This window comes from Corynebacterium sp. MSK073 (assembly GCF_030232085.1).
Taxonomy (GTDB): domain Bacteria; phylum Actinomycetota; class Actinomycetes; order Mycobacteriales; family Mycobacteriaceae; genus Corynebacterium.
In genome coordinates, this window is the sequence record NZ_JASPIY010000016.1 from 15,193 (window position 1) to 41,316 (window position 26,124).

General features: G+C 60.3%; 25 protein-coding genes. 15 read left to right on the plus strand and 10 right to left on the minus strand.

What is annotated here, in order from left to right; translation table 11 throughout:
* Nucleotides 1-8: 8 nt before the first annotated feature.
* Nucleotides 9-1,160 carry an MFS transporter gene (locus tag QP970_RS10055; RefSeq protein WP_239269325.1) on the minus strand — a complete coding sequence of 384 codons (1,152 nt, stop codon included), beginning with the start codon at nt 1,158-1,160 and terminating at the stop codon, nt 9-11.
* A gap of 125 nt (nt 1,161-1,285) precedes the next feature.
* A complete protein-coding gene (locus QP970_RS10060) occupies nt 1,286-1,888 on the minus strand; it encodes a superoxide dismutase (protein ID WP_005279684.1) in 603 nt (200 codons plus the stop codon).
* Nucleotides 1,889-2,052: 164 nt separating this feature from the next.
* Between QP970_RS10060 and msrA the strand changes: the two genes are divergently transcribed.
* Complete coding sequence (gene msrA, locus QP970_RS10065; protein ID WP_284869905.1) at nt 2,053-2,700, plus strand: peptide-methionine (S)-S-oxide reductase MsrA; 648 nt, start codon at nt 2,053-2,055, stop codon at nt 2,698-2,700.
* Here the strand turns inward: msrA and QP970_RS10070 are convergent.
* The gene (locus tag QP970_RS10070; protein WP_239269323.1) at nt 2,697-4,439 is read right to left on the minus strand and encodes an alpha/beta-hydrolase family protein; all 1,743 of its coding nucleotides are present in this window, start codon (nt 4,437-4,439) and stop codon (nt 2,697-2,699) included. The genes msrA and QP970_RS10070 overlap by 4 nt on opposite strands.
* 87 nt (nt 4,440-4,526) lie before the next feature.
* On the opposite strand from QP970_RS10070, the gene QP970_RS10075 reads away from it, so the two are divergent.
* The 4 genes from QP970_RS10075 (at nt 4,527) to QP970_RS10090 (ending at nt 7,391) form a co-directional block, all read left to right on the plus strand.
* Nucleotides 4,527-5,474, plus strand: a complete 948-nt coding sequence (locus tag QP970_RS10075) for an L-lactate dehydrogenase (protein WP_239269322.1) — start codon at nt 4,527-4,529, stop codon at nt 5,472-5,474.
* The gene (locus tag QP970_RS10080; RefSeq protein ID WP_284869906.1) at nt 5,474-6,178 is read left to right on the plus strand and encodes a glycerophosphodiester phosphodiesterase family protein; all 705 of its coding nucleotides are present in this window, start codon (nt 5,474-5,476) and stop codon (nt 6,176-6,178) included. The genes QP970_RS10075 and QP970_RS10080 overlap by 1 nt, the downstream gene beginning before the upstream one ends.
* 17 nt (nt 6,179-6,195) lie before the next feature.
* Nucleotides 6,196-7,116: a DUF5926 family protein gene (locus tag QP970_RS10085; protein WP_005279695.1), complete on the plus strand. Its 921-nt coding sequence runs from the start codon at nt 6,196-6,198 to the stop codon at nt 7,114-7,116.
* An 86-nt stretch (nt 7,117-7,202) separates the two neighbouring features.
* Nucleotides 7,203-7,391, plus strand: a complete 189-nt coding sequence (locus QP970_RS10090; protein WP_284772102.1) for a hypothetical protein — start codon at nt 7,203-7,205, stop codon at nt 7,389-7,391.
* An 8-nt stretch (nt 7,392-7,399) separates the two neighbouring features.
* Here QP970_RS10090 and QP970_RS10095 read toward each other — a convergent pair whose 3' ends face one another.
* From QP970_RS10095 to QP970_RS10105, 3 genes are read right to left on the minus strand one after another with little or no spacing between them, the layout of a single operon-like run.
* Nucleotides 7,400-8,683, minus strand: a complete 1,284-nt coding sequence (locus QP970_RS10095; RefSeq protein WP_284849693.1) for an LCP family protein — start codon at nt 8,681-8,683, stop codon at nt 7,400-7,402.
* Between the two features lie 59 nt (nt 8,684-8,742).
* Nucleotides 8,743-9,453, minus strand: a complete 711-nt coding sequence (locus tag QP970_RS10100) for a CPBP family intramembrane glutamic endopeptidase (RefSeq protein ID WP_284772104.1) — start codon at nt 9,451-9,453, stop codon at nt 8,743-8,745.
* Complete coding sequence (locus tag QP970_RS10105) at nt 9,450-10,586, minus strand: amidase (RefSeq protein ID WP_284772105.1); 1,137 nt, start codon at nt 10,584-10,586, stop codon at nt 9,450-9,452. The genes QP970_RS10100 and QP970_RS10105 overlap by 4 nt, the downstream gene beginning before the upstream one ends.
* Before the next feature lie 33 nt (nt 10,587-10,619).
* Here QP970_RS10105 and pheA point away from each other — a divergent pair, with 33 nt between their 5' ends.
* Nucleotides 10,620-11,528: a prephenate dehydratase gene (gene pheA, locus QP970_RS10110; RefSeq protein ID WP_284772106.1), complete on the plus strand. Its 909-nt coding sequence runs from the start codon at nt 10,620-10,622 to the stop codon at nt 11,526-11,528.
* 9 nt (nt 11,529-11,537) lie between these two features.
* Nucleotides 11,538-12,191: a histidine phosphatase family protein gene (locus tag QP970_RS10115; RefSeq protein ID WP_239269315.1), complete on the plus strand. Its 654-nt coding sequence runs from the start codon at nt 11,538-11,540 to the stop codon at nt 12,189-12,191.
* Here the strand turns inward: QP970_RS10115 and QP970_RS10120 are convergent.
* From QP970_RS10120 to QP970_RS10130, 3 genes are read right to left on the minus strand one after another with little or no spacing between them, the layout of a single operon-like run.
* Nucleotides 12,188-12,535, minus strand: coding sequence for a metallopeptidase family protein (locus QP970_RS10120; protein WP_239269314.1), 348 nt, complete (start codon nt 12,533-12,535; stop codon nt 12,188-12,190). The two genes, QP970_RS10115 and QP970_RS10120, sit on opposite strands and share 4 nt — an antisense overlap.
* The gene (locus QP970_RS10125; protein WP_239269313.1) at nt 12,536-13,585 is read right to left on the minus strand and encodes a septum formation family protein; all 1,050 of its coding nucleotides are present in this window, start codon (nt 13,583-13,585) and stop codon (nt 12,536-12,538) included.
* Between the two features lie 27 nt (nt 13,586-13,612).
* Nucleotides 13,613-14,362 carry a GntR family transcriptional regulator gene (locus QP970_RS10130; protein WP_239269312.1) on the minus strand — a complete coding sequence of 250 codons (750 nt, stop codon included), beginning with the start codon at nt 14,360-14,362 and terminating at the stop codon, nt 13,613-13,615.
* Between the two features lie 65 nt (nt 14,363-14,427).
* On the opposite strand from QP970_RS10130, the gene serS reads away from it, so the two are divergent.
* The 6 genes from serS to QP970_RS10160 all read left to right on the plus strand — a co-directional run bounded on the left by serS (nt 14,428) and on the right by QP970_RS10160 (nt 22,548).
* Nucleotides 14,428-15,684 carry a serine--tRNA ligase gene (gene serS, locus QP970_RS10135; RefSeq protein WP_284869907.1) on the plus strand — a complete coding sequence of 419 codons (1,257 nt, stop codon included), beginning with the start codon at nt 14,428-14,430 and terminating at the stop codon, nt 15,682-15,684.
* Between the two features lie 27 nt (nt 15,685-15,711).
* The gene (locus QP970_RS10140; protein ID WP_239269310.1) at nt 15,712-17,343 is read left to right on the plus strand and encodes a lysophospholipid acyltransferase family protein; all 1,632 of its coding nucleotides are present in this window, start codon (nt 15,712-15,714) and stop codon (nt 17,341-17,343) included.
* A gap of 300 nt (nt 17,344-17,643) precedes the next feature.
* Nucleotides 17,644-19,368 (plus strand): glycerol-3-phosphate dehydrogenase/oxidase, encoded by a 1,725-nt coding sequence (locus tag QP970_RS10145; protein WP_239269309.1) that lies wholly within the window; start codon nt 17,644-17,646, stop codon nt 19,366-19,368.
* A gap of 12 nt (nt 19,369-19,380) precedes the next feature.
* The gene (locus tag QP970_RS10150) at nt 19,381-20,118 is read left to right on the plus strand and encodes an MIP/aquaporin family protein (RefSeq protein WP_239269308.1); all 738 of its coding nucleotides are present in this window, start codon (nt 19,381-19,383) and stop codon (nt 20,116-20,118) included.
* 29 nt (nt 20,119-20,147) lie between these two features.
* Nucleotides 20,148-21,695 carry a glycerol kinase GlpK gene (gene glpK / locus QP970_RS10155; RefSeq protein WP_239269307.1) on the plus strand — a complete coding sequence of 516 codons (1,548 nt, stop codon included), beginning with the start codon at nt 20,148-20,150 and terminating at the stop codon, nt 21,693-21,695.
* Between the two features lie 22 nt (nt 21,696-21,717).
* Nucleotides 21,718-22,548 carry an HAD family hydrolase gene (locus QP970_RS10160; RefSeq protein WP_239269306.1) on the plus strand — a complete coding sequence of 277 codons (831 nt, stop codon included), beginning with the start codon at nt 21,718-21,720 and terminating at the stop codon, nt 22,546-22,548.
* 19 nt (nt 22,549-22,567) lie between these two features.
* Here QP970_RS10160 and QP970_RS10165 read toward each other — a convergent pair whose 3' ends face one another.
* Nucleotides 22,568-24,469, minus strand: a complete 1,902-nt coding sequence (locus tag QP970_RS10165) for an N-acetylmuramoyl-L-alanine amidase (protein ID WP_239269305.1) — start codon at nt 24,467-24,469, stop codon at nt 22,568-22,570.
* Between the two features lie 158 nt (nt 24,470-24,627).
* On the opposite strand from QP970_RS10165, the gene glf reads away from it, so the two are divergent.
* Nucleotides 24,628-25,824: a UDP-galactopyranose mutase gene (glf, locus tag QP970_RS10170; RefSeq protein WP_239269304.1), complete on the plus strand. Its 1,197-nt coding sequence runs from the start codon at nt 24,628-24,630 to the stop codon at nt 25,822-25,824.
* A 62-nt stretch (nt 25,825-25,886) separates the two neighbouring features.
* Nucleotides 25,887-26,102 carry a hypothetical protein gene (locus QP970_RS10175; RefSeq protein ID WP_239269303.1) on the plus strand — a complete coding sequence of 72 codons (216 nt, stop codon included), beginning with the start codon at nt 25,887-25,889 and terminating at the stop codon, nt 26,100-26,102.
* Nucleotides 26,103-26,124: the final 22 nt, after the last annotated feature.

Below are 26,124 nucleotides of genomic sequence, written 5' to 3' on the forward strand. Positions count from 1 at the left end.
AACCGAGTTTAGTCGGATTTAACCTTGGTCCAAGTCAATGCCGTGAGAGCGAGCGCAAAGGCGGTGAAGCAGGCGATGAATTGGTGCCAGGTGAGGGCATCGAAAAGCACGCCTGCTAAGGCGCCCACGATGGAAGAGCCCAGGTAATAGCAGAAAACGTACATCGAGGACGCCTCGGCGCGGTCGTGGGTGGCCAATTGCCCCACCCAGCCAGACGCGGTGGAGTGGACCGCGAAGAAACCGACGGTCAGGCACACCATGCCGATAAGCGTCATGGCCAGGTTGCCGGCGCAGAGGATAATGCCCACGGTAAAGAGCGCGGCAGAACCGACCATGGTTTTACCGTGCCCAATGCGGGCGACCAGCGTGCCCGCCCGGGCCGAGGACCACGTGCCAGAGAGATAAAACAGGAAGGCAAAACCAGCTAGCGCCGGGGACAGGCCAAAATCCCCGGTTAGGCGGAAGGTGAGGAAGTTATACATGGACACGAACGTGCCCATGGATAAAAAGGCAACGATAAATAGCGTGGCGAGATCCTTATTTGCCCAGTGCCCAAAGACCGCGCTCAGCTCGGAGCGGAAGTGAATTGGCTTGGGGTGAAAATTTCGCTGGGCGGGCAGGAGGAGCCAGCAGGTAATGGCAAAGGCTAGGGAGACCACGGCGGAGCCGAGCAGAGCCCAGCGCCACGAGGAAAACTCCACGAGGCCCGCGGGAATGATGCGGCCGGTGAGCCCGCCCACGGAATTGCCGGCGATATAAAGGCCCATCGCCTTAGGCAAAGCGTGATCCTCGAGCTCTTCCGATAACCAGGCCATCGCCGTCGCCGGTGCTCCAGACAACATCGCGCCCTGCAGCCCGCGCAGGGCAATGAGCTGCCAGCCCTCTTGGGCCAGGGGCACCATGAGGCCCAAGATAGTGGCGGCGATGGCGGAAATGAGGAGGATGCGCCCGCGCCCATAGCGCTCAGAAAGAATGGACGCCGGAACCACACAGATGGCTAACGCGCCGGTGGCGGCCGAAACGGTCATGGCCGCCTCCGTGTGCGAGATGCCCATATCCGTTACCAACGTGGGCAAAATTGCTTGGGTGGTATAGAGGCTAGAAAACACCGCCAAGCCCAACAGGAGCATGGCGATGGTGGCGCGCCGGTTTCTGGTCATGCATACCAGCATTCTCTTCACGGGCGGCGGTGTAAATTGCGCCACACCCTTGATGGGGTTAGTGCAAGCATAAAAATGCCGCCCTTCCAGTAAGGAAAGGCGGCGGAAAGTAACTAAGTTAGAAGTTACTTCTTAGCTGCAGCGAAACGCTCTGCAACGTCGTCCCAGTTGAAGACGTTCCAAGCGGCCTTGACGTAGTCGCCCTTCACGTTCTTGTACTGCAGGTAGTAAGCGTGCTCCCACATATCGAGCATGAGCAGCGGGGTGAAGTCAACGGAGACGTTGCCCTGCTGGTCGGTGAGCTGCTCGATGATCAGGCGGTCAGCGATGTGGTCGTAACCCAGCACTGCCCAGCCAGAACCCTGCAGGGAGGTAGCGGCACCAGCGAAGTGTGCCTGGAACTTCTCGAAGGAACCGAAGTCGCGGTCGATAGCCTCTGCCAGCTCGCCGGTGGGCTGGCCGCCACCGTTCGGGGACAGGTTCTTCCAGAAGATGGAGTGGTTGGTGTGGCCACCCAGGTTGAATGCCAAGTTCTTGGACAGGGCGCGGATACGGTCTGGGTTAGCCTCGCCGTTGCGCTCTTCTTCCAGTGCCTCGAGGGCAGCGTTAGCACCCTTCACGTAGGTTGCGTGGTGCTTGTCGTGGTGGAGCTCCATAATCTCTGCGGAGATGTGTGGCTCCAGTGCGTCGTATGCGTATGGGAGGTCAGGAAGTTCGTAAACAGCCATTTGTGTAATCCTTTCTTCGGGTACGTGTCCCGATGATAGGCACGATCGAAAGATTTCGCCATGATTAATTTGAAGTCTGCAATTACAGCGAATATTTAGTGGCCCGGGAATCTATTTTCCCAGTACAACGTTATTAAGGGAAATGGAGAAAGGAGCTTTACCTGATGTGGATGTTTAAACCAGAGCCGAAGATGGTGGCTGCGGAAGATGCCTTGCCGGGCCGCAGCGAGCCGGTCTTGGACCCAGCCCCGCACGCGGTGCTAAATACCCCAATTACCGGTCCGTGGAAGGACGGCCAGAAATCGATCTTGATTGCCCTGGGCTGTTTCTGGGGCGCGGAGAAGATGTTTTGGGAGACCGATGGCGTCGAGTCCACCTCGGTTGGCTACGCCGGTGGCACGACTCCGAATCCCACGTATTATGAGGTCTGCCGCGGGCAAACCAACCATGCAGAAACCGTCGAGGTCACCTATAACCCGGAGAAGATCTCCTTGCGCGAGCTCGTGGTGAAGGCACTGGAAGCCCACGATCCGACGCAGGGCTTCCGCCAAGGAAATGACGTGGGCACGCAGTACCGCTCCGCGTTTTATCCCCGCACCGAAGAAGAGCGGGGAGAGATCCAAGCAATCGTGGATAGCTACGCGGATAAGCTCAAAGAATTTGGTTTTGGGGAAACCACGACGGAAGTAAAGCGCTTAGCTGATACGGACTCTGGCGAGTACTACTTGGCCGAAGACGAGCACCAGCAGTACCTGCACAAGGTGCCGAACGGATACTGCCCGCACCACAGCACCGGTGTGAAGTGCGATTAGGCGTCGAGCCGGATAAATCCGGCGATTTTGCCGGCTAACTTTGAAGTGAGGTTCAGGCGCGATTGGGAGCCTAGGACCTCGTCCCAGTACCAGAGCATTTCCTGAAAGTAGTTATGCCCGTGGCCACCTGGGACGTTCAGGGAGTTGATCTGGTCCAGGCCAATCTGCCACCAAGTAATAAACGGCGCCCAGCGCAGGTGGCGGAGCGTATCCGCCCGGAGTGTCTCCGGTTGGGGTTCGTGCATCCAGGTGGGACGCCGGAACATCAGGTTCAGGTCCCACCACACGATGGCATCGGAGGCATGCTGGGCGATGAGCACGCGAGGTCGGCGCCAGCTGGAAGGAAAATCGTTGCCAAAGGCATCGTGGCGCGAGTGTTCCGGTTGGGCAACAAAGCGGACGTGTTGCCCGTCATCGATGACGGGGAGCCGCTCGAGCGAGCCGATATCGCGGCGCAGGCGCTGGGTAAAGTGCGTCATCCGCGGTGGGCCAGAAAAGACCGCGCCGCTGCAGGCGGCCAGGAGTTCTTCCTTGTTCTGGAAGTTATCCATAATGGCGTAGGCACCCAGGGATTCCCCCGCAAGGTAGAGCCGCGGGCGGTCTTCTTCCGGGAGCTTGTCAATTTCTTCTTGGACCACGGAAATGAGCTCCGCGGCGGCGCGCTTGGGCGCGTTTTTATCCACGAGGTAGGCAAAAACCGAGGGCAGGTAGGAATACTGCATGGTGACGGTGACGCAATCACCGGCGGTCAAAAACTCATAGGAGCTCGCGCCCCAGTTATTGATCCACCCGGATCCCGCGGGCATCTGAATGACGATGGTATCCCGGCGCAGCGCACCGGTGCGCTGCAATTCTGAGCGCACCTTCTTCGCCGCCTGGGCAAAAGAACGCCCTGGGATATAGCCGGCATAAATGCGGATGGGTTCTTTGGCGGGAGCGCCGGTGATGCTGCGAATATCGCGGGCGCGCGGGCCGTTGGAGACAAACCGCCGCCCCTGTTGCCCCAGCGCGGACCAAGGTTCAAGTGACCACGGGCTGCCGGAGCGCTCCGGCTCCCAGGGCATCGACGTGCCGGGAAAGATTTGTTTATTCAGGCGCTGGGCCTTGTGGGAGAGCGAACGGATCCAGCGCCGGAATACCACGCGGTCCGATAGCCCCACCGCGGCCACCGTTAGGCCTGCGGTAACGACCGGCCAGGCCACGAGTGCTGGAACCCAGCGGCCCAATTGGCGCGATAGTTTGGTCACGGTCAGTTGTGCGGCCTCGCCCACCAAGAGCAGCGCGCCGTATCCGGCGGTGCCGGCGGCTAGGCCGATGGCCGCGGTAGCCGGACCGCGAACCAATTGCTTATTGACCAAACCCGCCTGCTTTTCCTGGTTGCGCAGTGAGAGCGCCGCGTTGAAGGCGGTGCCGGCGCCAATCGCTAAGTGCAAAATCTGGCGGTGCTGCGGGCCCAAGCGGTCTTGGGGGCGCTTGCCCAGCCGGTTGAGCACGAAACTCGTCGTGGCCGCCCCGAGGTGCCCGATGGCCTGGCCGATAGATACATTCGCTGCCGTCACCCACCACGGGCGGGGCAGCAAGGACGGCGATACCGCGGCCCACGTGGCCAGCTCTGCGCCTAAGATTCCGGCCGACATATGGGGCGGCAACGTCTGCCGGCTGGTCATGCGGACGACGGGCGTGAGATCCGCGACTACGCCAAGAGAAATTAGTGCAGCGCGGCTGAAGGCGCGTTTCATGGTTGCCCATTATCCCAGAACATGCCTCGTTGCGCAGTGTGAAACATTCCGCATGCAAAACCCCGCCCGGCGTTGCACAATGGGGTCATGGCAAATCATGTAGGAAATAAAGTCGTTCTCATTGGCGCGGGTGACGTGGGAGTCGCTTACGCCTACGCACTTGTCAACCAGAGCATCGTCGACCACCTGGCCATCATCGACATCGATGAGCGGAAGCTGGAAGGCAATGTCATGGACCTCAACCACGGTGTGGTCTGGTCGCCACAGCGTACCCGCGTCACCAAGGGCACCTACGAAGATTGTGCGGACGCTGACATGGTCGTCATCTGCGCCGGCGCCGCCCAAAAGCCCGGCGAAACCCGCCTTGACTTGGTGGATAAGAACGTCAAAATCATGAACAGCATCGTCGGAGATGTCATTGCTAATGACTTCGACGGCATTTTCTTGGTCGCCACCAACCCGGTCGATATCCTGACGTATGCAGTATGGAAGGCCTCCGGCTTTGACCACAAGCGGGTCATCGGCTCCGGTACGATTCTGGACTCCGCGCGCTTCCGCTACATGCTGGGTGAATTGGAGGGCGTGGCCCCGAAGTCCGTGCACGCCTACATCATTGGTGAGCACGGCGATTCTGAGCTGCCCGCCGTCTCCACCGCGAATATCGCCGGTGTCCCGCTTTCGCAGAAGCTGGAAAAGGATCCGGAATACGCCGAGCGCATTGAAAAGATCTTTGAAGAAACCCGCGACGCCGCCTACTCCATTATCGATGCAAAGGGGTCGACCTCCTACGGCATCGGCATGGGGCTGGCGCGCATTACCGCCGCGATCATCCAAAACCAGGACGTGGCGCTTCCCGTCTCGGCCTACCTGCAGGGCGAGTACGGCGTGGAAGACCTCTACATCGGTACCGCGGCCATCGTGAACCGCACCGGCATCGTTCGGCCGGTAGAGCTGCAGCTCAACGAGCACGAAAAGGAACGCTTCGACGCTTCTGCAAAGACGCTCAATGACATCAAAGAGAAGTTCTTCGGCTAGTGCACATCGTCGCGCATAGGGGATATTCCGGAAAATATCCGGAGCTATCCCCCTTAGCTTTTGAAAAGGCCATGGAGCTTCCCATCCATGGCGTGGAGTGCGATGTGCGGTTAAGCCGCGATGGCAAGGTGGTGGTCCAGCACGATCCCACCTTGGAGCGAACGACGGGGCGCGCCGGGCGGGTTTCGGCGATGGATTGGCAGGAGCTGAGCGAGGTCGACATCGGCAAGGGGCAGCGCATGATGCTTCTCGATGACCTCCTGGCCCTGCTGGGGGACAAGCCCCACCACCTTTATATTGAAACCAAGCACCCCTCCGGGCAAGGTAGCGCCTTGGAAAAGCGGGTCATGGAACGACTGCGCGCCGCCGGGCTCGATGAGGATCCGCGCATTCACGTTATTTCCTTTTCCCACAAAGCCATCCGGCGCATGAAGATTTTGGCACCGCATATTGACCGCATTTACCTGCGCCGAGACTGGGAACGCCATTTTAATCGCTCGGATTTCATGTGGTCGCGGCCGAGCGCCCTGGGGGTTTCCCTGCTGCGCGCCAAGATGCAGGCGGCCATTATCGGCGCGCAGGGCTTGCCTACGTATATGTGGACCGTTGATAAGCCGGAGGACATGAAGTGGGCCTGGTCCAATGGCGTGGACATGCTTGCCACCAATCAGCCGGAGGTGGCCCTGCGCGCTATTGAGCTGTAGGCAGGTATCTTGGAGGCATGGCCAAGAAGAAAAAGAAACAAGAAGACCTGCCTGAGGGCATGTCCCGCCGTCAGGCGAAGCTTGCTGCCCGCGCCAAAGAACGCGCCGCCTTGGAAAAAGACCCGCGCCCCTATAGCGGCCTCGCAGCGGAGGCTTCCCTCGTTGCCATGCAAGAGTTTGTGCCTTCTGCTTTTGCGAAGCTCGACGTGAAGGGCTGCGATAGGAACGTCTACGTCTCCACTGTCCTTCCGGGCGCCACCGCGGCGCTGATCCGCGATGAGGAATTCGGCGGCGATGCTTTTGTGGCACTCCAGGTGCAGTCTCACACCCACAACCCCGGCCGGGATCTGGCTTTCGCTCTGAACTGGGTCAAGAACAACGAGCCAGGCTCGACCCTGGAATCAACCGCGGCCGATGGCTCGCAGCCGGAGCTTAGTGAGCTTATCGATGCCGCAACTACCCTCGACATCGAAGTCCACCAGGACTTCAGCTGGTGGATCCCGGAAGGCGCACAGGTCACCCCCGAGGTATCGCAGTCCATGCGCGCCGCCAATGACTCGGTCATCGAATCCCACCAGGTGGGCAAGGACATTACCGGCACAGCCTTTTGGGCCAATGCCGGCGGCGGCAAAGCGCACGTGCGCTGGGTGCGCCCGAACGACGATGAGGCCGCGTTCCTCAATGCCCTGGCGCGAGTCGCCGCGCGCGGCGAGCTGAACTTGGGCGAGGACACCAAGTTTGCCGGAGTATTCCGTACTCACGGCCTTATTGCTCCCGTCTTTGACGTGCAGCCCGAGGTTGATTATTCCTCTTATGAGGACAAGCTCGCGGGCGTAGATAAGGCCTTGGAAGAAGAAATCTCCAATGACGCGCAATTGAACGCAGAAGAGCGCAAGCAGCTAGAAAACATCAAGTCCCGCCAGGTGACGTTGCGCTAAACGAACCACACCAAAGCGGCCCTTTCCCTACAGTACGAGGAGGAAAGGGCCGTTTTCTTCGCAATCTAGCTAGGACGAGTTAAGGCATGAACAAGAAAAACTCAGGGCCTCGGCGCATAGCCTGGGCTTTCGCAGCCGCCGGCGCAATAGCCTTCATCCTTGGCATAATTAGGATGTTCTCTATGGATCCTGTGGAGTGGAGAATTCTCCTTGAATTCTTCATAGCAACCACACTTGCTGGTTTCTCAATAACGTTTTTCCGATACGAAGATTGAGTTCAGGCCTATTTCATGGAGTCCCAGAGTTGTTGGGCGCCTTCATCGTCCCAGAGCACGACATTGCCCACGACGGTGTCCTGGAACCCGCCAATGGGAACGGTTTCCGTATCTACGCCGGAGCCCATCGCAAGCGCCACGCGGGCCAGGTGCCATACGTGGTCGCCATCGCCCACGATGAAGGAGGAGGCGGTGTGGTTAATCAGGGAAATCGACCGGAAGGGGTTAATCAGCGTGGCCGGGGAAGTGATCTTATCTAGGAGCGCGGCAAAGAATTCGCGCTGGCGCTGCACGCGGTCGAGATCGCCCATTGCGGTGGCGCGGGTGCGCACATAACCCAGCGCATCGCTGCCCTCTAGCTTCTGGCAGCCTTCCTGCAGATCGATGCCCGCCAGGGGGTCATTGATGGGCTCTGCAACGCAGATATCAACGCCGCCGACGGAATCGACCACATTGGCCAAACCACCCATGCCGATTTCGGCATAGTGATCAATGTGCAGGCCAGTATTGCCCTCCACGGTTTGTGCTAAGAGCTTTGGCCCGCCGTAGGCAAAAGCGGCGTTGATCTTATCCATGCCGAAGCCGGGTACTTCCACGTAGCTATCGCGCGGAATGGAGACCAGTTGGGCTCGGCCGGAGCGTGGGATATGCAGGAGCATGATGGTATCGGTGCGGCCCTCGCCCACATCGCCACCGGTGCCGAGGGCTTGTTGATCCTCTTCGGACAGGCCCTGGCGGGAATCGGATCCCACCAACAGCCAATTGGTGCCGGAGGTATTGGCCACCTGCTCATCCGGGAGGGCATCCACGCGGGTCAGGCGCGTATCGGCCCACAGCGCGAAGATGAGGCTGCAGACCACGACGAAGAGGACAAAGATGCCGACGCACCCAAAGAACCGCTTGACCGGATTGGTCTTTTTCCGGCGGCTATGCGGTTTAGAGTGGCGGCGGGGCGGTTGCTGCGCTTGTTGTGGTTGGTAGCGCTGTTGCAGCTGCTGCGGCGATTGCGGCTGCGATCGCTGTGGCGGCCGTTGCTGTGGCTGTTGTGGCCGCTGTGGTGGTTGCTGCGCGGAACACTGCTGGGCCCGGTACTGGCTGGGGTAGCGGGTAGGGGTTTCCTGGCGCGGGATGTGCTGCTGCGGCTCGGCACGATTCGTGCGCGGCCGGCGGCGGATGGGCCGACCGTAGCGGTCCTTGAGGGGACGGCCATCGGCCCCAAGGACGAACTCACTGGATGAGCTATCGCCAGCGCGGCGCGCCTCCCGATGCGGATCTCGTCCTGATTCAGTCATGCGCTATACCTTACAAGGCGCCGGCCAATTCCCCCGCTTTCCTCGCGAGCACGCCACTATTAAAGCACAGAAAGGCCGAAGGAATAGGCGAGGAAAGCGATCGCATCGATAAGAAAGTGCGCGATGACAAGCGGCCACACGCGGCCTGTGCGGTGATAGTAGTAGCCGTAGATTACGCCCATGATGATATTGCCAAAGCCGGCCGATACCCCCTGGTACAGGTGATATGAACCGCGCAGGATGGAGCTAGCTGCCAAGGCAGCCGGCAGCGACCAGCGCGCCTGGCGCAGCCTCGTCATCAGCCACATGACCACCACGGTCTCTTCCGCAAAGGCATTTGCGGCGGCCTTGATGAGGGACACCGGAATCTCTAACCACGCATTGTCGAAGTCACCGGGGATGACCTCTTTGCTCCAGCCAAACTGCATCGCGGCGAAATACAAAACTAGGCCCGGGATGCCGATGAGCGCGGCGAGTCCCGCGCCGTGCAACCAATCAGAGGCACGGTAGGCGGCCGGTTTAATGTGGTCTTGTGCCAGCAGGAAAATCACCAGCGCACCATAGGCAAAAAGGACCGCCGCCGAGCACAATTGCAGTCCCAAATCCACCCATGCCAGGCTGGATTGGCTGGAGTTGAGCGTGACGGATTGCTCATTGAGCGCCTGTGGAGCAGCCAGCGAATTGATAAGCCGCAACACCGCCCTGACCCCGGAAATACCAAAGGTCAGGGTGAGGACGATGAGCAGCTCGGCGCGTAGTTTCTTGGTCATGGGTGCAGGATGTGGGCGAGGCCTAAAAGTTGGGCATCGGAAAGCGTAATGCCTCCCACATGCACGCCGACGGGCGGGTGCGCGGGGATGGCCCAAGGTACAGAGATGGCGGGCAATTGGGCCATATTAAACAGCGAGGCCCATGGGGACCAGCGCGTTTGGGCGTCGAAATTCTCCGCGTGCGGAAGGGACAGGAAATGCCCCCGCGGCGGGGGATCCGCGGTGAGCATGGGCGTGATAATGGCATCGACCCGCCATTGCTGCGCTAGGAGCTCCGGGAGGTGGCGGACATGGCGCTGCGCCGCGTTCAGCTCTGCGGCGGATACGGTAGCGCCTTGCTGGGCCACCCAAGCCGCGTAGCCCTCTGCCTGCGGCAGCCCCACAAACCGGGAGGTAAAGATCTCGCGGAAGTGCGCAAACGTGGCCCCCGCCTGCGGATAAGGCGCAATGGGGACCACCTCGAACCCCGCAGCGCGCAGGCGATCCGCGGCCTCGCGTGCCGCCCGCAGGTGGTGGGCCTCCACCCGAGTCGCGGCAAAAAGGGGCTCAAGCAACAGCCCAATGCGGGCGCGCGGGGTGATCATGCGGTGGCCGTGCAGGAAGGCATTATCGGCCACAGTGCGGGTGATAAACCCCTCCGCGCCCAGGTTGCTGCCCGCAGGCTTAAAGCCCACGACCCCGCAGGCCGCCGCGGGAACGCGAATGGAACCGCCGCCATCGCTGGCCTGCGCCGCGCGCACGAGGCCGCGGGCTACCTGGACGGCCGCGCCGCCAGAAGAACCGCCCGGGGTGCGTCCTGGATAAAGGGGATTATCGGGGTGGGGAAGATCCACCGGCTCGGTATCGACGCGCAAGCCCAACTCCGGGGTGGAGGACTTGCCAATGAATACCGCGCCCTGCTTTTCCAATGTCGCGATGAACGGCTCGCTGACCGCGGGATAGTACGTGCGCTTGGCATTGCCCAAGGTGGTGGGCATGCCCGCGACATCGTTGAGATCCTTTGCAGATAGGACCCACCCGCACAGTCGACCGGTGCGGGCGGGGGTGCGCTGCAGATCCAGGTAGGTAAAACCGTGCTCTGTGGGGCCCATGCCCTGCACATCGGCGCGGAATCGTTCTATGGAAAAGTCCATGGCGCACCAGTCTAGTGGGCTAAGGTGACGGGCATGACTACAACCATCGCTTTCTTAGGCCCCGCCGGTACGTTCACGGAGGCCGCCGTGCACAAATTTGCCGCGGAGTGGGAAGCGCGCGGGGAGACCGTGGAGACCCTACCGGTGGACTCGCCTTCAGCGGCGGTGGCGGCCGTGCGCGCCGGGCAGGCCGATTATGCCTGCGTCGCCATCGAAAACTCCGTGGACGGGGCGGTGACGACGACCTTTGACGCGTTGGTAGAAGGCGATCCCGTACAGATTTACCGCGAGGTAGATATCCCCGTGACCTTCAGCATCATGACCCGGCCGGGAACGAAAGACATCACGCGCCTGAGCACGCACCCGGTGGCCTTCCAACAAATCCGCGGCTGGGTGGCAGAGAACGCGCCGGGCGTGGAATTCGTGCCGGCGAGCTCGAATGCGGCGGCGGCTCAGGCCGTAGCGCGCGGGGAGGTCGACGCGGCGGCGGCGCCAGCGCGGGCGGCAGAACTTTTCGGCCTAGAAACCAAGGCGAGCGGCGTGGCCGACGTGCAGGGCGCGGCTACCCGTTTTGTGTTGGTAGGCCTGCCGGGTCGCCCGACCGCACGCACCGGCCAGGATCGCACCAGCGTCATTTTCACCCTGCCCAACCAGCCGGGAACCCTGGTGGGGGCCTTGCAAGACTTTGCCCACCGTGGGGTGGATCTTTCCCGGATTGAGTCGCGGCCGACTCGCCAGACCTTTGGTACCTACCGCTTCTATGTGGACCTGATTGGGCATATCGATGACCAGCCGGTTGCTGAGGCCCTGCGCGCGGTGTGGTTGCGGGCGGAGGAACTGCGCTTTTTGGGCTCCTGGCCCACCGCGACGCCCGCCGGCCACCCGCCGCGGGACCTGGCTGAGGCGGATGCCTGGGTGGCGAGGGCGCGCAGGGGTCAATAATCTGGACGCATGACTGGAAGAATCATCCTGCTGCGCCATGGCCAAACCCATTCCAACGTATCCCGGCTGCTGGATACCCGGCCGCCGGGCGCGGAGCTTACGGATCTGGGGCGCAACCAGGCCACGGAGGTGGGCCGGGAGCTAGCGGGGTTCGTGGGTGATCGCGAGGTCGACTTCAAGTGCTCTATTGCGCTGCGGGCGCAGCAGACCGCCACCTTGGCGGCGCGCGCCTTTGAACAGGAGCGGAACCTGCCGCGCTTTTCCATTCCCATCGATGTCATCCCGAATGTGCAGGAGATTTTCGCCGGCGATTGGGAGCTCGATGCCAGCGAGGCCGCCCACCGCAGCCACGATACGGCCATGCGCGGCTGGTGTTACGGCGATAGCCAGGCCGCCATGGAAGGTGGCGAGCGGCTCCAGGACGTGCTTTCGCGTTTCCAGCCCGCATTGGAAGAGATTGCGGCGCAGCTTGCCGATGACCGCGATGTCATCCTCGTCAGTCACGGCGCCGCCATCCGGGTGGTGACGAAGCACGCCACCGGGGCGGACGCGGACTTTGCCTATACCGGTTATATGCCCAATTGCCGCTTTACCGTGATGGAACCGCGCGGCAAGAAATTTGGCGAGTGGACGCTTACCCGCTGGGCCGATATTGAGCTCTAACCCCAGCCCAGCTGGTGCAGTTCGTGTTCTTCCATGCCAAAGTAATGGCCTAGCTCGTGGAAGACCGTGACCTTGACCTGCTCGGCCAGGTCTTCTTCTGACGTGGCCCAGCGCTGCAGCGTGCTGCGATAGATGAAGATCGCATCGGGCAAATACCCGGTGTGGTCAAATGTGCGCCGAGGCAAAGCGACGCCTTCATAGAGCCCCAGCAAGGTGGGATTATCGGGGTTTTCCTCTTCCACCAGGATCACTAGGTTGCGCATCTTGCGCACGAATTCATCGGGCACCTGATCGAGGGCGTCATTGACCATCTCCTCGAAGCGCTCTTCCGAGACGGAATACATTTACGGCGCCGGCTTATCATCGCGAATCGGGTTGCGCTCAGGGCGCTCCTCCGGCGGGTTGCCATCGATGGAGAGCGCCTGGCGGCCACCGGTGGCGGTACCAGTGATGGAGGAGAAGCCGCCATCATCGCGGGCGTGGACGAGTGAGCAGTTCACGGACTTGGTGCCACCATTCCAGGACTCTTCCGATACGGTGCCCCAGAACGGTTGCAGCGTGGATTGGTAGAGCTGCTCTTCCCCGCCCAAGTAATCCTCAGCGGCGGCCGTGCAGGTATCCGAGAGGAATTTATCCATCTCCTTGCCGTCCGGGTACGCGTCGGGGAATTTCTTGCCCAAGTCGATGACGGATACCGTCTCCAGCTGGTGTGGCTGGCCGCAGTCCACGACGTGCGGTACCTGCTGATCATCGATGGCCAAGCACTCGCCCGGCTTAGCCAGATTGGCCTGCTCGGAGGCCTCGACGTTGCCGGTGGTCAATTGCGGCACGCCGTGATCATCGGTGGTCTGTAGGCCGCACAGCAGGGTGCGGTCACCGTTATCCCACGCGGATTCCGGCGGCAAAATGGAGGCAATATCGTATTTGCCGTGCGGATCCCACTTGCTGTGCAGGTAGCTCACTGTGGCGGATTCGCAGAGCTCATCGCGCAGCTGGTGCTGGCGGGTAAGCGCGGGCCGCGAGGCATCTGGGCCGAATTCGCTGGTGGGGTAGACGCTGAGATCCTCCACGGTAGAGACCTCAAAGCGGTGCTGCTCCGAGCATTCCACCTCTTTGAAGGAAGCGGCAGAGCCATCCTCGTTGATATCCCACGTCACGCAGGACCCAGCGGAAGCGGAGGTAAAAGGCTCCGTCTTCGGATCGGAGGATCCCGAGCCACCCGCACCGCCCTCAGCGGACTGCTCGGAAGAGGCCGTATTATCGGCCCCGTTGGAGCCGTGGTTGCTGACAATGCCGTAGATACCCATGAAAACGGCCGCCGCGATTGCTGAGATCAAGGCAATCTGGACGGCCACAGCGGAACGCCACGCAGGTGATTTCTTCATAAGGCCCATTATCTTACCCCTTAAGCAGGGTCTTTTCTAGATTGAGGTATCCCGGGAAACGCGGGTATTCAGGTGGTACCTATCAGTGCGGTAGACCGAGGAACACCATTCCACGGGCTTATCCCCCGAGCGCGAGCAACGCACGATGTGCAGCAGTGGGGAACCCACGGGGACATCGAGAAGCGGCGCAATCTCCTCATTGGCGGCAATAGCGGAGACGGTCTGGTCCGCGTCCGTGATGGGGACGCCAAATGTCTTATCCAAAATCGAGTACACAGAGTTATAGGTGTCATTTTCCAGCAGGCTCGGCGCAAAAGCGGAGTTGTACCAGCCGTCATCGATGGAATAAGGCTCGCCATCGCCCAAGCGCAGCCTGCGCAAATGAATTTGTTCCTCTGTGGCAGGGGTGCCAAAGAATTGGGTGGCCGCCTCCGGTGCGCTAGCGCGGCCGCTATTCAGGATCTTGGAGGAAGCCACCACGTCCTGGGCACTCATTTCATCGGAAAAAGAGGCCAGGTGAAGGCGCGATACCAAGGGGTTGGGGGCAACGAAGGTGCCTTTACCGCGCACGCGGCGCAATTTACCGGCGGCAACGAGATCCCCGATGGCCCGGCGCACCGTAATGCGGGAGACGCCGTAGGTTTCCTCTAGGAGCCTCTCACCGGGGAGGATATCACCGGGTTTGAAGGTGGTATTACATAATTCCTCCAGAATATCGTGCAATTGGGCGTGCTTGGGAGTGGGGCCATCGCTGATTTCGCGGGCCGGCAATTCTAGGGAGGACATGATTCCATAATAATTCGCTGGTTATTACCACGGCAAGGCAATGGCAGTGCGCTAGAATCAGTTCCGTGATTGATCTCAAGCTACTCCGTGAAAACCCAGACGTTGTCCGCGCCTCCCAGGTCACCCGTGGGGAAGACCCCTCGCTCGTGGATCAGCTCCTCGCAGCCGATGAGAAGCGTCGCTCTGCCATCCAGAAGGCAGACGAGGTGCGTTCCCAGCAGAAATCCCTGGGCAAGAAGATTGGTCAGGCCTCCCCGGAAGAGCGCCCGGCGTTGCTGGAAGGCGCAGATGAGCTGAAAGCCAAGGTCAAAGAGGCTGAAGAGGCTCGGTCCGCGGCTGAGGCCACGGCGGAAGAGCTGCAGTACAAGATCGATAACGTCGTCGAAGGTGCGCCCGCCGGCGGCGAGGATGACTTCGTCCTCGTTGAAGAGGTAGGCGAGATCCCGCAGTTCGATTTCGAGCCCAAGGACCACCTTGAACTCGGCGAATCCCTGGGGCTCATTGACGTCAAGCGCGGTGCGAAGGTCGGCGGTGCCCGCTTCTACTACCTCACCGGCGATGGCGCATTCCTGCAGCTGGGCATGCTGATGTTGGCTGCACAAAAGGCACGGGAAGCCGGCTTCCAGCTGATGATTCCGCCGGTTCTGGTGCGCCCAGAGATCATGGCCGGCACGGGCTTTTTGGGCCAGCACTCCGATGAGATCTACTACCTGCCAGCCGATGATCGCTACCTCGTGGGCACCTCCGAGGTAGCCCTTGCTGGCTACCACAAGGATGAGATCATCGATCTATCCAATGGTCCCCTGCAGTACGCCGGCTGGTCCTCCTGCTTCCGCCGAGAGGCCGGTTCCCACGGCAAGGACACCCGCGGCATCCTGCGCGTGCACCAATTCGACAAGCTAGAGATGTTTGTCTACTGCAAGCCGGAAGACGCAGAGGAAATGCACCAAAAGCTCCTCGATATGGAAAAGGAAATGCTGGCTGCGATGGAATTGCCGTACCGCACCATCGATATCGCCGGCGGTGACTTGGGCTCTTCGGCGGCCCGCAAATTCGATAATGAGGCGTGGGTGCCAACCCAAGGCACCTACCGTGAGCTAACCTCTACCTCCAATTGCACCACCTTCCAGGCCCGCCGCCTATCCACTCGCTACCGCGACGAGAACGGGAAGACGCAGGTAGCCGCCACCTTGAATGGCACATTGGCCACCACCCGCTGGATCGTGGCGATTTTGGAAAATCACCAACAAGCCGATGGTTCCGTCGTTGTTCCAGAGGCCTTGCGCCCATTCGTGGGCAAGGATGTTCTCACGCCGCAGTAGCCTGCGGAGCAAAGCTAAAGGAGCACCATGAACGCTGCGACGAATTTCTTGTACCGCCAGATCACCCACATTGGGCGCGGCCTCACCTTGGCCCAAGGCCTGCAGATGCGCCTGTCGGGGGAAGAGAATATTCCCGATGACGGCGGTGCCGTCCTGGTGTGCAATCACACCGGGTACATGGATTTTCTGTTCGGCGCGTTCATTGCCTATCGTAAAAAACGGCTGGTGCGCTTTCTGGCTAAGGCCAGCATCTTTAGCGCGCCAGGCGTGGGTGCCCTGCTGCGCGCCATGGGGCACGTGCCGGTAGACCGCATCGATGGCAAAGAGTCCTTGCGCAAGGCGGTAGAGCTTGCCGAAGCCGGCGAGCTCGTCGGTGTCTTTTCGGAGGGCACGATTTCCCGCAGCTTTGAAATCCGCAGCATGAAAACCGGCGCATCTCGCATCGCTTTTGAGGCGGGCGTGCCGGTTGTCCCGCAAGTGATGTTTGGTTCGCAGCGCCTGTGGACAAAGGGCCACAAGAAGAATTTGGGACGCACCAAGACTCCGGTCTTTATTTCCGCGCTCGAGCCGTATTACCCCACTGGGGACCCAGAAGCCGATACAGCTGAAATCCGACGGCGCATGCAGGAGGCCCTAGAGGGACTTTGGGAGGATTACGAGGCGGAGTTCGGCCCCATGCCCGCCGGCGAATATTGGGTTCCCGCGCGCAAGGGCGGTTCTGCCCCGACCCTGGAAGAGGCCGAAGCTCGCGATGCGGAGGTAGAAACGGAGCGGCACCGGGTGCGTCGTTTGCGCGATGATTTGGTAGGGCTCAAAGAGCGCGTTTCCGTTTCCACCGTTGAACTCGTGCGCAACCACATGGCCTCTGCCAAAGGTAAGGAAGGCCAGGAAGAACACGTTGGCGACGAGCCCCAGGAAAAGAAGCATATCGCGGCCGATACCTTGGAGTGGGTCAAAACCAATCTCAATGCCGTGGTGGAAGAGGCGACCCGTGGCTTGGATGAAGGCAAGGATAAGGTCGCCGATGTCATGGCGCAATTGAAGTCCGACGTGGCGCAGGCCCAGGCCTCTATTGCCGCAAGCAGCAAGGAGATCTGGGAAGGATCCGTGGTAGAGCAAGGATTGCTCGCCGCGGCGACACAGTCGCGCCTGATCGTTTCTCGCCTGCCGCACCGGCTCAAGGCCCAGTTTTCTGACATCCCGCGCGTAGTAGTGGCGCATCAAAGCACGCTGAACTGGGAAGACGATGCCCTGACCCCGCGGTTGAAGGCGGCGCTAGAAGGCATCTACCCCGCGGCGGAGGTGCTCATCGCGGTGTCGTGCGATGCGGATCTCGATGTCCCGCAGGCGGTGTGGCATATCCAGCTTGATGAGCAGGCCGAAAAGCCGCTCGTGGATAAGGAGGCGATGAAGGTTACCTCGGCCACGGCGGCCGCCGGCGTGGACTGCATCCTAGATGATTTGGAAGCCAAGCCGAGCGAGACTTTGGTCTTTGGTAATGAACCAGGGGATGAAGAATTTTTGAATCACATCCCGGTCGTTGCTCTAGAGACCGCGCCCATCGAGGTGGTCAAGGATGCGCAGGCTGTGACGTATTCCGCCGAGCGCGCAGGTATGTCTGAGGTTTTGGAAGCGATGGCCCGGCTACAAAAAGATTAGCCGCGTGCAAACGTTGGCGTTGCCACCCCCGCGAGGGGGTGTTTTTCTTTTTGGGGAGCTAAGCAAAGGGTGGAAATTGACTGCTTACGGGGCCGGAAGTTACGTGTGAGAAACCTCTAGTGAATGTTTACCCGGTGACCTCTAGCATAGGAGATAGGAGATATTGGCTCTACTTTTTAGAGCGCAATAGTCGCCATCATGAATCATCCAAAACTTGCTTTTAGCTGTGCTTACGCCATCTCATTCATCGTTTGTCGGAGCAAGCACACATGAGCACCAAGGAAGGAGATGCGGTCTCTAATGACCCAGCAAAGCAACCAATCCTTTAACCCCGAATATTTTGAAAATGTGTGGAACGGCTACGCGGATGAGGACTACGACGTCGTCATCATCGGTGGTGGCTCCGTAGGTGCCGGCGCGGCACTGGATGCAGCAACCCGCGGTTTGAAGACCGCAGTGCTGGAGACCCGCGACTTCGCCGCTGGTACCTCTTCTCGCTCTTCCAAGATGTTCCATGGTGGCCTGCGCTACCTTGCGATGTTTGACTTCCGCCTCGTGGCAGAGTCCCTAAAGGAGCGCGAGCTCAACATGTCCACGTTGGCTCCCCATCTAGTTAAGCCGCTGAAGTTCATCTTCCCGCTCACCCACCACGTATGGGAGCGCGTCATGATGTTCGGCGGCTTTACCCTTTATGACCTCATGGGCGGTGCAAAGAGCGTGCCGATGCAAAAGCACCTCACCCGCAAGGGCGCCCTTAAGGTCACCCCTGGCCTGAAGGAAGACGCCATCGTCGGCGGTGTGCGCTACTACGACACCCTGGTGGACGATGCCCGCCACACGATGACCGTGTTGCGCAGCGCCGCCGAGTACGGCGCCGATGTGCGCACCAATACCGAGGTCATCGGCTTTGATAAGGACCGCGGTGGCCGCATCGTTGGCGCCAAGGTCCGCGATACCGCCACTGGCCGCGAGGCCACCGTGCGCGGTAAGGTCTTCATCAACGCCACCGGTGTTTGGAACGACAAGATCCAGGAGCTGGCCGGCGTGGAAGGCAAGTTCACCGTTCACGCTTCCAAGGGTGTGCACATCGTCGTGCCAAAGGATGCCCTGGATGCAGAAGCAGCACTGTGCTTCGTAACCGAAAAGTCCGTCCTCTTCGTCATTCCATGGGGCGATTACTGGATCATCGGTACTACCGATACCGACTGGGAGAAGGGTCTATCCCTTCCGGATCCCGCCCCCACCAAGGCAGATATTGACTACATCCTGAATGAGGTCAACCAGCGCGTGCGTCGCCAGATCACCCGCGATGACATCGTCGGTGTCTACTCTGGCCTGCGCCCGTTGCTGTCCGGTAAGTCCGATTCCACCACCAACCTGTCCCGCAACCACGCCGTGGCTCGCGTGGCCCCGGGCATGGTTTCCGTTGCCGGTGGTAAGTACACCACCTACCGCGTCATCGGTAAGGATGCCGTTGACCTAGCCGTGAAGGAACTCGGCGGCAAGGTGCCGGAGTCCATCACCGAGCACACCCCGATCCTGGGCGCTGCCGGCTACCACGCACTGGCCAACCAGATTCCTACCTTGGCCCGCCGCTACAACCTGAGCGAGGACTTCATCGAGCACCTGCTCGGCCGCTACGGTTCGCTTTTGGGCGAGGTTCTGGCTCCTGCGCAGGATGACGAGTCCTTGCTCGAGCCCGTTCCTGGCGCAGAGTCCTACCTCTGGGCTGAGGTGCGCTACGCCGTCACCCACGAGGGTGCACTGCACTTGGACGATATCTTGACCCGTCGCCTCCGCGTTGCCATCGAGTTCGGTGACCGTGGCGTCAACGCAGCTCCCGCTGTTGCGGACTTCGTTGCTCCGCTGCTGGATTGGAGCGAGGAAGACAAGCAGCTCGAGGTGGATACCTTCACCAAGCACACCGAGGCCGAGCTGGCTGCCGAGGCAGCTGTAACTGACCGCGAAGCTAACGACATTCTGGTCCGCGCTGGCTCCGCTCGTCCGACCGAGACTCAAGGATAAGGGGAGGCGCTAATGGCTGGATCTGACGCATTTTTGTGGGAGTTTATCGGCACCACGCTGCTGATGCTTCTTGGTAACGGCGTGTGTGCGCTGGTAAACCTCCGCACTTCGGGCGCCCGTGGCTCCGACTGGATTGTTATTGCCTTGGGTTGGGGCATGGGTGTCTTCGTCGGCGCCAGCGTCGCTGACCCAACCGGCGGTCACTTGAACCCTGCGGTAACGCTCATGCTCGCGCTCAATGGTTCGCTCGAATGGAACTTGGTTCCGTTCTACGTGCTGGGCCAAATCCTGGGTGCTATGTTCGGTGCCTTCTTGGCCTGGGCCGCATTCAAGCAGCTCTTCGATGCGAATAACTACGACGAAGAGGGCAATGTCACCGGTGCCAATTCTGAAACCGCGGGCATCTTCTTCACTGCCCCCGCTCACCCACACAATGGATGGAATACGGTAACTGAGTTCATCGCCACCACCGTATTGTTGATATTCATCGCCTTCGGCCCTGCCGGCGGCGAGCTGGGACCGCTGAGCTACTTCGGTGTGGCATTCGTTGTTGTCGCCGTTGGCCTGTCCCTGGGTACGCCTACGGGATACGCCATCAACCCGGTCCGTGACTTGGGTCCACGCTTGATGTACGCCTTCGTCCTGCCCATTAAGGACAAGGGCAGCGCTAATTGGGGCTATGCTTGGGTGCCGATTGTTGGCTCGCTGCTTTCGGCCGTCGCCGTTGGTCTACTGTCCATTGCGCTTTAATCCAACCCTATACAGGAGAAATTAGACACATGAGTGATAAGAAATACGTCGCAGCTATTGACCAGGGAACCACGTCAACCCGCTGCATCATCTTCAACCACGATGGCGATCAGATTTCCGTGGGCCAGCTCGAGCACGAGCAGATCTTCCCAGAAAAGGGTTGGGTAGAACACGACCCGCAGGAGATCTGGAGCAACACTCGCCGCGCCGTGGGGGAGGCTTTGGCCAATGGCGATATAACAGTAGAAGATATCGACTCCGTCGGTATCACCAACCAGCGCGAAACCACAGTTGTGTGGGATAAGAACACTGGCGAGCCCGTCTACAACGCCATCGTCTGGCAGGACACCCGCACCTCCGCTATCTGTAAGGAACTGGCTGGTGAAGAGGGCCCGGATAAGTGGCGCCGCCGCACCGGCCTGCTGATCAACTCCTACCCTGCCGGCCCGAAGGTTAAGTGGATCCTCGACAATGTCGATGGCGTCCGCGAGCGCGCCGAAAAGGGCGACCTGCTCTTCGGAACCATTGACTCTTGGCTGCTGTGGAACCTTACCGGCGGTGCCGAGGGCGACGGCGACATGGAAGCGCTGCACGCAACGGACGTGACCAACGCTTCGCGTACGCTCCTCATGGACATCGAAAAGCTGGAGTGGGACGAAGAGCTGTGCAAGGAAATGGGCATTCCTATGTCCATGCTGCCGGAGATTCGCCCGTCCCTGGGTGATTTCCGCACCGTTCGGGAGCGCGGTTCCCTCGCCGGCGTACCTATTCGCGCCATCCTGGGGGACCAGCAGTCCGCTATGTTCGGCCAAGGCTGCTTCCGTGCAGGTTCGGCCAAGAACACCTACGGCACCGGCCTCTTCCTGCTGCTGAACACCGGTACCACCCCGAAGTTCTCCGATAACGGCCTGTTGACCACCGTTTGCTTCCAGCGCGAGGGCGAGCGCCCCGTGTACGCGCTGGAAGGCTCCGTATCCATGGGTGGCTCCTTGGTGCAGTGGCTGCGCGATAACCTGCAGCTCATCCCTAATTCTTCTGCCATCGAGAACTTGGCACGGGAGACCAAGGACAACGGCGGCGTTTACATTGTTCCGGCGTTCTCCGGTCTCTTCGCCCCGCACTGGCGTCCCGATGCCCGCGGCGTCATTGTGGGCCTGACCCGCTTTGCCAACCGTGGACACCTGGCCCGCGCTGTCCTCGAGGCAACCGCTTACCAGACCCGCGACGTGGCAGATGCCATGGTGGCGGACTCCGGCGTGGAAATTACCGAGCTGCGCGTGGATGGCGGCATGACCACCAACGAGCTGCTCATGCAGTTCCAGGCTGACATCTTGGGTGTGGAGGTACACCGCCCGAAGAACATTGAGACCACCGCAACCGGCGCCGCTGTTGCTGCCGGCTTGGACAATGGCTTCTGGGAAGACCTCAGCATCTTGGATACCCAGCGCGGTGACCTCACCGTATTCAAGCCCAAGATGGAACAAGAAGAGGTGGATTACCTCTACGGTGAATGGAAGCGCGCTATCAAGCGTTCCTTGAACTGGGAAGACTCCGATGAGGATGAGATGGACTTCTAAGTCCTGAAGTAAACTCGCGGGTATGGATACTTTCCCTACCCGGGCCCCTCGGCTCATCGCGAGCGATATTGACGGCACCCTGTTGGACCGCAATCATCGCGTCCCGCGTCGCAACCGCGACGCAGTGGCGCGGGCGGTGCAGCAGGGTGCTTATTTTGCGTTATCCACCGGCAGGCCCTTTCGCTGGATAGAGCCGGTGCTGGAGCAGCTCACGGTGCTCCCGGTATGTGTGACCTCAAATGGGGCGGTGCTCTATGATTCCGCGGAAGACCGCGTGCTATCCGCGCGGGAGCTTTATCCAGACGCGCTAGAAGAGGTGGTGACGGTAGCGCTGCGCGTCCTTGGCACGGTTGGCTTTGGTGCAGAGCGGGCGGGTGGCTCGCTTGCCAATGCCCCCGAGGAGCTCTTCGTCGTCGACCCGCACTACTCCGAAAATGCCCTCTTTGAAGGCTTCGGCGTCGTCAGCGTGGGCGAGCTGGTGGCACGGCCAGTGGTCAAGCTGCTTATCCGGAATACGGATTATTCCGCGCCAGAACTCTATGACTTGATTGCGCCTCATATTGATCCGGAGCTGGCGCATATCACCTACTCCATGCAGGAGGGCGTGCTCGAGGTCGCGGCCCCCAACGTCACCAAGCGCCGCGGCGTGGAGTGGTTGGCCAAGCAGCATGGGATAGCGCAGGAAGAAACCATTGCCTTTGGCGATATGCCCAACGATATTGAGATGCTCACGTGGGCCGGCTGTGGGGTGGCAATGGAAAACGCCCTCCCGGCGGTGAAGGCGGCCGCTGATGCGGTCACCGTGGCCAACCACCAGGCGGGCGTGGCAAAGGTTTTGGAGCGCTGGTTCTAACTCCCACTCCACGGGGAGGCTAGTCGGTGTAGATGTCTACCTTTTCGGTATCCATGTTGTAGACAATCTCGCCGCCCTGGAACTGGACGCGGATTTCCTTGCCGTCTTTCATCTCGTTTGTGGTGGGCAGTCCGAGTTTGGAAGCGTTATCGCCTTCTGCCCACTTCTTGGCAATCTCTCCGGTCAGGGCCTTTGCCCCAGAGTCCTCGGAGGAGAGGACCACACCGTTTTTGAAGAGCTGGTACATGATCTTGCCGGAATCGGTGGTGTCAGGTCCGCCAACGGCGAGACCCAAGACTGGGCCAAAGGCGTTCAGGACGGAGGTCCAGGATTCCTTGAGGCCTTCGTTATTAGAAAGCTGCACAACCTTGTTGACGATCTTCGGAATCTCGCCGACGGTAAGCTCACCCGCAACCTTCTTATCGGCATCCGGCTGCGCTACGCGGTCATTGGCAACCAAGACGCCGAACACGGTGGCGGCGATGCCAGCCAAGGCTTGGATGGTCGATACTGGAACATCGACACCAGCGATGGAAGAGGTGGTATCTCCCGAGGTGGACTGATCGCCGCCACTCGATGGCGACTTCTTATCCCAGTTCATTGCTGCGGAGTTACCGCCAGCCTTAACAGCGTCGTACTTCTTTTTGGTGTTCTTGCGGATCTCGTCCCAGTGCTGCACGGTGTAGCGACCAGGGCACTGGGTGTAGTGGAAATCATTGTGACCGCTGAAGGCAGGCACGGTTGCCTGCGCACCGGCTGGAAAGCGGGAGCCGCCAAAGCCGCCAGAGGTCAGGGTAGCGGTGCCCGTGGGATCGATGCCGGAAATTGCTGCCTTCCACCCGGCAATTTCTGCCACCGAGTTCAGCATCTTCTGTGATGGTTCCTCAATTTCGTAGTTACCAATCATGGAAATACCCCAGTTATGGGAGTTGAAGCCACCAACGTGTGCGCCCTGGACGGCCTTGTCCAGCCCGCCGTAGCGGCCCTCGTAGATGGTACCGAACTTATCCACGAGCACGTTGTATCCAATATCGCACCAGCCCAGATTCTGGGCGTGGTACTCGTAGGCAGCGCGAACCTGTGCGGCAGCCTGTGCCGGGGTGTAGTTATTGGAGCCCGCGGTGTGGTGCAGCGTCATCGCCTTGATGCCGTCATCGTAGGTGGGCTGTTGGCAGCGCTTGGATTCATCGGCGCCCCACCCAGAGCGGGACACTACCTTGGGCATGCCATCGGTGGCGGCAGTAGGTTCGATGGCTTGGCCTTCTTGGGCATTGCCGTCCATAAAGACGGCATCCAGGTCCGACACGGTGGTGCGGTCGGTGTTGTTTTCATCAGCTACAGGGGCGATATCGCCGACGTTAGAAGGCTGCGAGGCGGCGCGGTTGGCATCCGCAGCGCCGGCTGCTTTATCGGGCAACTCAGCATCGTCATCCAGGTTGGAACCGGTTACTAGGTCTACATTGGCCATGGATACCTGCACATCGTTGGTATCGCCTACGTAAATAAGCTCGGTACCGTTCTTGCCATCGCCGTAGTTCATGGCATCCATATCGAACCATTCGCTCCAGGAGCCGTCCTCCTGCTTGGAGCGGACGAAGGAGTGCACGTCGCGCTTGCCCTCCCAGGTCACGGCGAACATGTTGAATGTCTCGTCGCGGTGGAAGTGCTTGACGGCACGTGGGCCCTCGCCATCGCCTTGCGCTGCCACGGCGGGGTCATCAACGACGACGGAGTCGGCGTTGCTAAAGCTTTCAGAGGCGTTTTTCACCTCGATAGGTCCGCCAGAACCGGAGTCCTGGGTTTTAAGGACCTGCTGGCCGCCGAATGCGGCCGCCATGACGAGGGCAATGGAGGAAACCGTCGCGATGACGGGTGTGGACCACGGTGACCTCGTGGGGACTAGTCGACGTCGTTGCTTCACTCTATTCTCCCTGGGTTGAGTTAGGTGCCGATGTAGCTGTAAAAACGGTTGCCAAAAGTTAACAGTTGATAGTGATGCTACGAGTGTGACAACTGTGAATCTTGTTGCGACACGCCGATGACCCGTGTTCCCCTCTGGAGTGCAATAAAGTGGAAGCCATGACTTCTTATGACCTCATCGTTGTTGGTTCCGGATTCTTTGGCCTGACCGTTGCGGAAAGGGCCGCTAGCCAGCTGGGAAAGAAGGTGCTCATCGTCGAGCGCCGCGAGCACCTGGGCGGCAATGCCTATTCCGAGGCGGAACCCACCACCGGAATTGAAGTGCACAAATACGGCGCGCACCTCTTCCACACCTCCAATAAGCGCGTGTGGGAGTACTGCAACCAGTTCACCGATTTCACCGACTACCAGCACCGCGTCTTTGCCATGCACGATGGCACCGCCTACCAATTCCCCATGGGGCTGGGGCTTATCAACCAATTCTTCGGCCGGTACTACTCGCCCGATGAGGCCCGCGAACTGATCAAAGACCAGGCCGGCGAATTCTCTGCGGATGAGGCCAAAAACCTGGAAGAAAAGGCCATCGCGCTTATCGGACGCCCGCTCTATGAGGCGTTCATCCGCGACTACACCGCCAAGCAGTGGCAGACCGACCCCAAGGAACTGCCGGCCAGCAATATCACCCGCCTGCCGGTGCGCTACACCTTCAATAACCGCTACTTCAACGACACCTACGAAGGCCTGCCCGTCGATGGCTATGCGGCGTGGTTAGAAAACATGGCGGATCATGAAAACATCGAGGTCCGCCTGGATACCGATTGGTTCGATGTTCGCGAGGATCTGCGCGCCGATTCCCCGGATGCTCCCGTAATCTACACCGGCCCGCTGGACCGCTACTTTGACTTCGCCGAAGGCGAGCTCGGCTGGCGCACCCTGGATTTCGACCTCGAAGTGCTCGATACTGGCGACTTCCAAGGCACCCCGGTGATGAACTACAACGATGCCGATGTGGACTTCACCCGCATCCACGAGTTCCGCCACTTCCACCCAGAGCGCAAGGACCGTTACCCCTCCGATAAGACGGTCATCATGAAGGAGTACTCGCGCTTTGCCGATAAGGGCGATGAGCCGTATTACCCCATCAATACCCCGGAGGATCGCTCCAAGCTGGAGGCGTACCGCAAACTAGCCGCCCAAGAAGCCAAGGAAAACAAGGTGTTATTCGGCGGCCGCTTGGGCACCTATCAGTACTTGGATATGCACATGGCCATCGGCGCCGCGCTGTCCCTATTCGATAACAAGCTCGTGCCCTTCTGGAACGAGGGCAAGGCCATCGAGCAAGAGCGCGGACACTAAGAGCTGCTAATCTGCCCTGGGCACGCTATGCTTAGTCACCTCACAGGTTAGGAGGTGACGGCATGGCTCAACGCAAGAAATACACCAAGCCCGGGCACGCGGACCGCAGCATGTGGAAGATGTCCCCGGAGCGGCTCCAGGAGCATTTGAAACTGCGCAGCCGCGCAACGCGCATTCCCGATAAGAAAAAGCAGCAAGCAAAGAAGGCCTGCCGGAACACCCGGCGGGCCTTTCCGCTACTTAACCCCGCGATTATGAGTGCTTGCATTGCCCAATAGATGCAGCACTGGAAAGTATTTT